Source organism: Sulfitobacter sp. HI0027, assembly GCF_001634775.1.
Lineage (GTDB): Bacteria > Pseudomonadota > Alphaproteobacteria > Rhodobacterales > Rhodobacteraceae > Sulfitobacter.
Window position 1 is genome coordinate 1 of record NZ_LWER01000114.1, and the last position, 213, is coordinate 213.

A 213-nucleotide genomic window follows, 5' to 3' on the forward strand; every position below is an offset into this window, starting at 1 on the left:
CGGATTGGCCGTTGCCCGCAACACCCGCAAGACCCAGCACTTCGCCCGCGCGGATCTGCAGGTCGATGCCGCGCAGACGCTCGACGCCCTTGTCGTCAACCACGCGCAGACCTTTGACATCAAGGATCACATCGCCCGGTGTGGCAGGCTTTTTATTCACGCGGAGCAATACCTTACGCCCGACCATCAGCTCGGCCAGTTCCGGCGGCGAGG

At 63.8% G+C, this 213-nt stretch carries 1 pseudogene; it reads right to left on the bottom strand.

The features are described from left to right. Positions 1–213: pseudogene (locus tag A3722_RS06025) on the bottom strand (heme ABC transporter ATP-binding protein); the annotation flags it as partial.